Raw genomic sequence first — 8,100 nt, forward strand, 5'->3', positions numbered from 1 at the left:
CTTGCGGGCGATGATCTCGTCGGCGGTCTTCTTGAGGATCGCGTGGCGCTCGAGGATGCCGGAGCGCGACCAGGCCGGAAAAGCGGCCTTCGCCGCCGCGATCGCGGCCTTGGCATCCTCGGCGCTGGCGCGCGCATAGTTGCCGATGATGTCGTTGGTGTTCGAGGGATTGACGTTGGCGACGCCGTCGCCGCCGACCCACTCGCCGGCAATCAGGTTCTGGTTAAGTGTCATCCTGCCATGCTCCCGTTTCTCGTCCGCTCAGGTCGCAGTTNTAAGTGTCATCCTGCCATGCTCCCGTTTCTCGTCCGCTCAGGTCGCAGTTCGCCCGGCGCTGCCGACGGCGCATCGGTCGACATCAGCCATTTCGGCTTCGGCACGGCCCTGAGCAGGCTCCGCGTGTAATCGTGTTGCGGCGCGCTGAACAATGCCGAGGTCGGACCCTCCTCGACGATCTTTCCTTGTTTCATCACCATGATGCGGTCGGCGAAATGGCGCACGATCGGCAGGTCATGGGTGATGAAGATATAGGAGAGGCCGAGCCGCGTGCGAAGATCGGCCAGCAGATCGATCACCTGCGCCTGGATCGAGACGTCGAGTGCGGAGACCGCCTCGTCGCAGACGATCAGTTCCGGCTCGCTCGCGAGCGCCCGGGCAATGGCGATGCGCTGGCGCTGGCCGCCGGAGAACTGGTGCGGGTAGCGCTCGGCATGGTCCGGCTTCAGGCCAACCAGTTCCAGAAGCTCCGCCACACGGTCCTTCCACCTGTTCCGGGCAAGGAGATCGCGGTGGATCGCCCAGGGCTCGGAGATGATGGAGCGGACGTTCATGCGTGGGTTCATGGAGCCATAGGGATCCTGGAACACCATCTGGACCTTGCGCCTGAACGCCACGAGGCGCTTGCCGCTCATCTCGAAGATGTTTTCGCCCGCGTAGAACGCCTTGCCGGAACTCGGCTCGTTCAGCCTCAGAAGAATGCGCGCGATGCTCGACTTGCCTGAGCCGGACTCCCCGACGATGCCGAGCGTCTCGCCTTTCCTCACGTCGAAACTGACGTCGTCCACCGCCCTGAACCTGCGCTTTCCGGCGAAGGCGCCGGATGCAAGCACATATTCCTTCGTCAGGTGTTCCACCTTGAGAAGCGTCTCGCCTCTGATGTCCGTCGACCGCCTGTGCGACGCTTCTGCCGCCTCGCCGTGCGGGAGTGCGGCGATGAGGCGGCGCGTGTAGGGGTGTTGCGGGTTGTCGAACACCTTTTGGGCGAGACCGGATTCGACGATCTTTCCACCATTCATGACGATGATCCGGTCGGCCATGGATGCGGCGACCTCGAGGTCGTGGGTGATCATGACGAGCGCCATGCCGGTCTCGCGCTGGAGGTCGCGCAGGAGATCGAGGATCTGCGCCTGGACGCTGACGTCGAGTGCCGTCGTCGGCTCGTCGGCAATCAGCATATCGGGCTTCAGTGCGATCGCCATGGCGATCATCACGCGCTGGCGCTGGCCTCCGGAGAACTGGTGCGGATAGAAATCCACCCGGCTTTCCGGTTCCGGAATGCCGACGCGCCTCAGCAGTTCGATCGCATTGGCGCGTGCCTGCGCGCCCTGTGCGGCGTCGTGGCTCTCGAAAACCTCCGCGATCTGCCGCCCGACGGTGTAGACCGGATTGAGATAGGCGAGCGGATCCTGGAAGATCATCGCGATCCGGCGACCGTTGATGTTCCGGCGGCCTTCCGGGTCCAGGCGCGATAGTTCGATGCCGTCGAAGAGGCACGATCCGCCGACGATATCGCCCGGCGGGCAGTCGACGAGGTCCATAACCGTGCTGGTGCTGACGCTCTTTCCCGAGCCGCTTTCGCCGAGGATCACGAGCGTCTCGCCCCGGTTCACCTGGAAGGAGACATTGTCGACGGCGCGAACCGGCGCGTCGTTCGAGAGGAAATCGACGGTGAGCCCCTCGATCTTCAGGATCGGCCCCTCGCCCTTTCGAATGGAATCGTGCGCGTTCTTCATCGGGCTGCCTTTCGCAAGGTCTGCAGACGCCAGCGTTGTTGCGGATCGGCGACGGTTCTCGCCCAGTTCGAAAGGATGTTGAGGGACAGCGTCGTCAGCATGATGGCAAGGCCCGGCCAGAAGGCGATCCACCAGGCGGTGGAGAGATAGCCGCGCCCGTTCGCCACCATGGCGCCCCAGGTGAAGTCCGGGGGCTGGATGCCGAGGCCGAGGAAGCTCAGTGCCGATTCCGACAGGATGACCGTGGCGAAGTCGATGGCCGCGATCGTCACCAAAGTCGGCAGTACCAGCGGCGCGATGTGCCGCAGGATGATCCTCGCAGGGCCGGCACCCATCGAGCGAGCCGCGCTGACGAACATGCGCTCGCGCAGTTCCAGCACCTCGGCGCGCGCGGTCCTCAAATAGATCGGCATGCGCGTGATGGCGAGCACGATGACGAGATTGGTGATGCTCGGGCCGAGCGTATAGAGCACGATCAGCGCCAGGAGCAGCGACGGAAAGCTCATCACGACATCGGCCAGACGCAGGATCAGATGGCTGTACCACCGCTCGGAGTAGCCGGCGACGAGGCCGAGCGTGCCGCCGATGAGCATGGAGGAGAAGACGGCCGCCGCGGCAATGCCGAGCGTGCTCTGAGCGCCGACGACGAGCCTCGCGAGAATCGGCCGCCCGAGCGTGTCGGCGCCGAGAAAGTAGATCCAAGCATGGTCCGGCGAGAAGGGAGCGAGATTGCGCTGACGCAGCCCCAGCCGGGACGCGGCGTCGCCGACGAGCCATGGTCCGAGGAGCGCCGCCAGGACGAGGAGCGCGAGGAAGATCGCTGCGGCCAGCGCCAGCCTGTCACGCCGCAAATAGGCGAGCAGGACACGACTGGTGCCGGGGGCGGCCGCCGGCTCGGCGTCGGGAGAGATGATCGTCATGGCTCAATACCGGATGCGCGGATCGAGGAATGCATAGAGCAGATCGATCGCGATGTTCAGGATGAAGATGGCGGTCGCCGTCACCAGGATCGTCGATTGGACCACGGCAAAATCGCGCTGGATGATCGAGTCGATCATCAACTTGCCGATGCCCGGCCAGCCGAAGATCGTTTCGACGACGACGGCGCCATTGACGAGACCGGTGGCGAGATCGCCGGCGACCGTGACGACGGGCAGAAGCGAATTGCGGAGCGCGTGGCCGAAGATGATCTTCTGCCGGCGAACCCCCTTGGCGCGTGCGGTCTTGATATAGGGCGAGGCTAGTGCCGAGAGCATGGTGCCGCGCACGACCTGCACAAGCAGCCCGAAGGGGCGGAGCATCAGCACGAAGATCGGCATGATCCAATGGGCCCACGTGCCGGTGCCGGATGTCGGCAGCACTTCCAGGCCGACGGCGAAGACCAGGATACCGACGATCGCCACCCAAAAATCCGGAGCGCTGGCGCCGGCAAGGGAAGCGAGGCTGGCGATCCGATCGAAAAGGCTGCCAGGACGGGCCGCGGCAAGCGATCCGACGAGGATCGCCAGCGCCGTCGAAAGCGTGATCGCAACCAGGGCAAGCTTCAGCGTCTCCGGAAAGGCCTGGAGCGCCACCTCGATCGCCGAACGGTTCTGCCTTAGCGACTGGCCGAAATCGAGATGGAGCAGGTCCTTCAGATATTCCGCGAACTGCCAGGGGATCGGCTGGTCGAGGCCGTTCAGCCTTGCGAATGCGGACCGCGCCTCGGCCGTCGCGTCGAGCGGCAGGTACAAGGCGGACGGGTCGCCGGTGAGCCGCGTCAGGAAGAAGACCAGCGTCAGCAGGCCGATGACCGACAGGATGCTGTGGGACGCACGGCGCCCGATATAGCTGAACATTTCCGATGCCCTTCGAAGGTATCGCACGCAAGCAAGAGCGATCGCAGGATGGCATCAACCACCCCGCGATCCCGGTCGATCAGTCCTTGAGGCGGATGTTGGCGAGCGGGATCTCGCTGTTGGTCGTGATGTCGGGCTTCCAGTCGAGCCTGGGGCCGACGCGCGTGTAGCCGATCATGTGGAACATCGGAATGTCGGCGACCACTTCCTTGCGGGCCTTGTCGAAGAGCGCCTTGAAGCTCTTCGTGCGGTCTTCGCCGGTGGCGGCGAGCGCCGCGTCGATCTCCTTGTCGAGGGCCGGGTCGGCGAGCGTCGCGTAGTTGCCGCTCGAACGATAGAAGATCGGGATCGTGAAGGCCGCATCGCCCTTGTTGTTGTCATGCATCATCTGCAGGAGGTTGGCGCCGCGCTCCTCCGGGAAGGGTTTTTGCAGGTATCTTAGCCAATCGGCGACGTCGAGCATCGTCAGCTTGACGTCGAGGCCCACGGCCTGCCACATCGTCATCATGGCTTCCATCGCTTCTGCGCCGTTCGGATAGATGCCGTTGCGGCCGATGAGCTTGATCTCGGTGTCGACGGCAACGCCGTCGGCCGCCGCCGCCTCGAGCAGCTTCTTCGCCTCCTCCGGATCGTAAGACCAGGCTTCGAGCGCGTCGTCATGGCCGTTGATGCCCGGAACGACCATCTGCGACGCGCGCTTGACGTCGTCGCCGAAGAGCTGGGCGAGGCCCTCCCAATCGATCGCCAGATTGAGCGCCTTGCGGACGCGCAGGTCGTCAAGAGGCGGCTGGGCGGTGTCGATGCGGATCGCCGTCGTTTCCGAGTTCAGGTAGGCGAAGTCGGTTTCCGGATTGCTCGCGTCCTGGATGGCGATCGACGGCGTCAGGTCCGCTTCGCCAGTCTCGACCATGGCGGCGCGGATCGAGGATTCGGGACGCCAGACATAGGTCGCCTTGGTAAACTCCGGCTTCTGACCCCAATAGCCGTCGAAGGCGTCGAGCACGACGGTCTGCGGCGAGAAGGTCGAAAGCTTGAAGGGGCCGGTCCCGACCGGATCGTTGACCGCCTTGTCCTCCGGCGTCTTCGGCGAGACGACCATGACCACGCTCAACAGCGTCGGCAGGATCGGCTGGGGTTTGTCCGACTTGATCTCGACGGTGAGATCGTCGACGGCGGTCACCTCCAGCTTGGCATCGCCGAACTTGGCGTTGTTGCTGCAGGTGATCTTGCCGCCGGTCATCCGGTTGATGGAGAAGACCGCCGCTTCCGCGTTGAAATCCGAGCCGTCCTGGAATTTGACGTTGTCGCGCAGCTTGAGCCGCCATGTTACCGGATCGACCTGCGTCCATTCGGTGGCAAGCTTCGGTCGGGGCTGTCCCGTCGCGGGATCGATCACCGTCAGCGGCTCGACGACGTTCTGGCTGAGGATCTGCCCGACATTGGTGATGATGGTGCCGCAGGGCTCCAGGTTTGCCGGTTGCTCCGGCAGGACTATGCGGATTTCCTGCCCCGCCTGCGCCATGGCCGATGAGGCGGCGGCGGCCATCAGGACGGCGGACGCTATCGCAAGAACACTTGAGCTCTTCATGCTTTCCTCCCTTGGTGTTTGCAGCTCGTCGTCGTCCGGCGGGCATCCTCGTCCCATTCGCCCGCCGGCCGAAGCGACCGATTTCAGGCCGCGACCTTTTCGATCAGGTCCCGCAGCATTTCCTTCTCCTGAGGCTTCAGGTCCGTCAGCGGCGGACGCACCGGACCTGGCGTCCGGCCGATGAGCTCGACGCCGGCCTTGATGATCGAAACCGGATAACCCTGCTCGCGATCGCGCAGGGCCGCGAAGGGGAAGAAGAACTCGTGCAGGATCTCTTCCATGGTCGCCCGGTCACCCGCACGCATCGCCTTGTAGAAGCGTTGCGCCAGTTTCGGCACGAAGTTGAAGACGGCAGAGGAATAGGTCGTGACGCCCACGCCGTTGAAACCCTCGGCAAAGAGCTCATGCGTCGGCATGCCGCCGATATAGGTGAGCCGGTCGCCGAGCTTCGCCGTCACGTGGCGGACGAGGTCGACCTTGCCGGTGCCGTCCTTGAAGCCGACCAGGTTCGGGCAGGCATCGGCGAGACGGGCCACGGTATCGGCATTGGCGACCGAATTGGCGCGATTGTAGATGATGACGCCGAGACCGGTCGATTCGCACACGGCCTTGACGTGGCGGTAGATGCCCTCCTGCGGCGCTTCCATCAGGTAATGCGGCAAGAGCAGCAGACCGTCGGCGCCGGCGGCCTCGGCGTGCCGGGCCGTTTCCCTGGCAAGCGAGGTGCCATAACCGCAGCCGGCGATGATCGGCACGTCGCCGGACGCTTCCTTGGCCGCGCGGGTCACCTTGCCAACTTCCTCGGGCGAGAGGGAGAAAAATTCGCCCGTCCCGCCGGCGGCGAAAAGAGCCGCCGCCTCGAAGCCGGAAAGCCAGGCGACATGTTCCCGATAGCTCTTGAGATTGAGGCTGAAGTCGTCATTGAAGTGCGTGACCGGGAACGACAGCAGGCCCGAGCCGATGCGCGACTTGATCTCATCTGGCGACAAAGGAATTCCTCCCACGAATTAATATGATGTTCGTGGTGAATTCATATGATGACTAGAGGGGCGAGTCAATCCTCTTTGTCGCGATCCGAAACCGAACGGCGGGTCATCAATGAACGATAACGCTTGATCCCCGTAACGAGATGCCGGCGCATCGCCTCGCGCGCCTTTTCCGGGTCTCGGGCGAGAATCGCTTCGGCGATCTCGCGATGCTCCTCGAGGATCGGCTGGTCGCGGCTGGGCAGCGGATCGACCCCGCCCATGACGGTCCTGAACTTCACCCGCGGAATCATCCGGCGGCCGACATGATCGAGGAAAGCCTTGAATCTCCCATTGTTGGTGGCGGCGGCGATTGCCATGTGGAACTGGAAATCCGCCTCGTCGGTGGGCCGGCCTGCGGCGACGAGGTCGGCGAACCTGTCGACCTGCGCCTGGATTTCGGCCTCCTGCGCCGGCGAACTGCGGGCGGCGGCAAGGCCTGCGGCTTCCACCTCTATGCCGATGCGGAGCTCGAGTTCCTCGATGATGTCGGAAATCTTGTCGGTCTCGTCCGTGAACAGCTTCAGCCCTTCATCGGCCGCCTTCGGGCCGATCACGAACACCCCCGCCCCCTGCCGCGATTCCACCAGCCCATCGGCCCGCAGCGCGGCGATCGCCTCCCTGATCACAGTGCGGCTGAAGCCGAAGCGATCGATGAGGGCCGGCTCGGTTGGCAGCTTGTCGCCGGGCGCATAGAAACCTGCCTCGATCTGCGCGCGCAGGGCTTCGGCGACCTGCGACGCGAATGACCTGCGCGACGTTGGACGTTCAGCCCGCTGCATGATTCCTCCAGATTTTCCGTTCCGGGATCATGCATACTCCGAGTGGATGCCAAAAGCGATAGCATCCTATGAAATCGCGCATGTCCTCTCAACATCATATGATGACTTGCCGGAGGCTCAGGCGCCGCAACGCCGGGGTCAGCGACGGAGGCCGACTGCCGCAGCCGCTCCAGACGCGGCAATCCCGCTACGCAGTATGCCTTCGGTGACGGCCGCCTTGCTGAGGCGGCCTGAAGCCTGCAAGTCCTAGTGCAAACACTAGGGATAGTCCTATGACAAAGCAGCTTGTTGAGGTGATTACATCGGTCGAGCGGCGTCGGCGCTGGCCTCGCGAGGAGAAGGAGCGGCTGGTCGCGGCGACGCTTGAGCCAGGCGCAAGCGTTTCGGAGATTGCGCACTCGGCCGGCATCCATGCGAGCCAGCTCTTCCGCTGGCGCAAGGAGCTCTGCCAAATCTCCGCGCCGTCCGTCCCGCAACTCGTTCCCGTCGAGGTCGTCGAAAGCGCTGCCTGCGCGATCGATCCCGGCCGAGCCGCCGCCGGTCTCCCGGCCGCGGAAGAAGGCAAGCATGGTGATGATCGAGCTTGGCGGTGGCCGTCGTCTCCGGGTCGAGAGCGACATCGACACCGAAGACTGGGCCCGCATTCTTGATGTGCTGGAGCGGCGATGATCCCGGTCACGAGCGGTGTGAAGGTTTGGCTGGCGACAGGCTATACCGACATGCGCAGAGGCTTTCCCGGCCTATCGCTGATGGTGCAGGAGACGTTGAAGCATGATCCGATGATATGCGTCGGATGAGATTATGTGGCGGCGTCGCTCGCAGTGCTGCGTTTCCCGGCCGGGTGCCCGCTCGGCC

Annotated in this window: 8 protein-coding genes and 1 pseudogene; 2 read left to right on the plus strand and 7 right to left on the minus strand. The window is 64.1% G+C overall.

The features are described from left to right. From ATB98_RS24350 to ATB98_RS24380, 7 genes are all read right to left on the minus strand, one after another. Window positions 1–234, minus strand: a 234-nt coding sequence (locus ATB98_RS24350; RefSeq protein WP_157111074.1) for an aldehyde dehydrogenase family protein, incomplete at its 3' end; no start/stop codon positions are given. Between the two features lie 47 nt (window positions 235–281). Further along, window positions 282–2,012 carry an ABC transporter ATP-binding protein gene (locus ATB98_RS24355; RefSeq protein WP_066878388.1) on the minus strand — a complete coding sequence of 577 codons (1,731 nt, stop codon included), beginning with the start codon at window positions 2,010–2,012 and terminating at the stop codon, window positions 282–284. Next, window positions 2,009–2,932: an ABC transporter permease gene (locus ATB98_RS24360; RefSeq protein ID WP_066878390.1), complete on the minus strand. Its 924-nt coding sequence runs from the start codon at window positions 2,930–2,932 to the stop codon at window positions 2,009–2,011. Before ATB98_RS24360 ends, ATB98_RS24355 begins: the two co-directional genes overlap by 4 nt. Before the next feature lie 3 nt (window positions 2,933–2,935). Continuing rightward, window positions 2,936–3,850 (minus strand): ABC transporter permease, encoded by a 915-nt coding sequence (locus ATB98_RS24365; RefSeq protein WP_066878392.1) that lies wholly within the window; start codon window positions 3,848–3,850, stop codon window positions 2,936–2,938. Between the two features lie 79 nt (window positions 3,851–3,929). Continuing rightward, the gene (locus ATB98_RS24370; protein ID WP_066878393.1) at window positions 3,930–5,438 is read right to left on the minus strand and encodes an ABC transporter substrate-binding protein; all 1,509 of its coding nucleotides are present in this window, start codon (window positions 5,436–5,438) and stop codon (window positions 3,930–3,932) included. 83 nt (window positions 5,439–5,521) lie between these two features. Further along, window positions 5,522–6,427: a 5-dehydro-4-deoxyglucarate dehydratase gene (gene kdgD, locus ATB98_RS24375; RefSeq protein WP_066878395.1), complete on the minus strand. Its 906-nt coding sequence runs from the start codon at window positions 6,425–6,427 to the stop codon at window positions 5,522–5,524. A 65-nt stretch (window positions 6,428–6,492) separates the two neighbouring features. Continuing rightward, window positions 6,493–7,245 (minus strand): FadR/GntR family transcriptional regulator, encoded by a 753-nt coding sequence (locus ATB98_RS24380; protein WP_066878398.1) that lies wholly within the window; start codon window positions 7,243–7,245, stop codon window positions 6,493–6,495. A gap of 272 nt (window positions 7,246–7,517) precedes the next feature. Between ATB98_RS24380 and tnpA the strand changes: the two are divergent. Both tnpA and tnpB read left to right on the plus strand, forming a co-directional pair. Continuing rightward, a pseudogene (gene tnpA / locus ATB98_RS30615) lies at window positions 7,518–7,772 on the plus strand (IS66-like element accessory protein TnpA); the annotation flags it as partial. 138 nt (window positions 7,773–7,910) lie between these two features. After that, window positions 7,911–8,042, plus strand: coding sequence for an IS66 family insertion sequence element accessory protein TnpB (gene tnpB / locus ATB98_RS30395; RefSeq protein WP_084435779.1), 132 nt, complete (start codon window positions 7,911–7,913; stop codon window positions 8,040–8,042). Window positions 8,043–8,100: the final 58 nt, after the last annotated feature.

The sequence above is a fragment of the Sinorhizobium saheli genome, assembly GCF_001651875.1.
GTDB classification, from domain to species: domain Bacteria; phylum Pseudomonadota; class Alphaproteobacteria; order Rhizobiales; family Rhizobiaceae; genus Sinorhizobium; species Sinorhizobium saheli.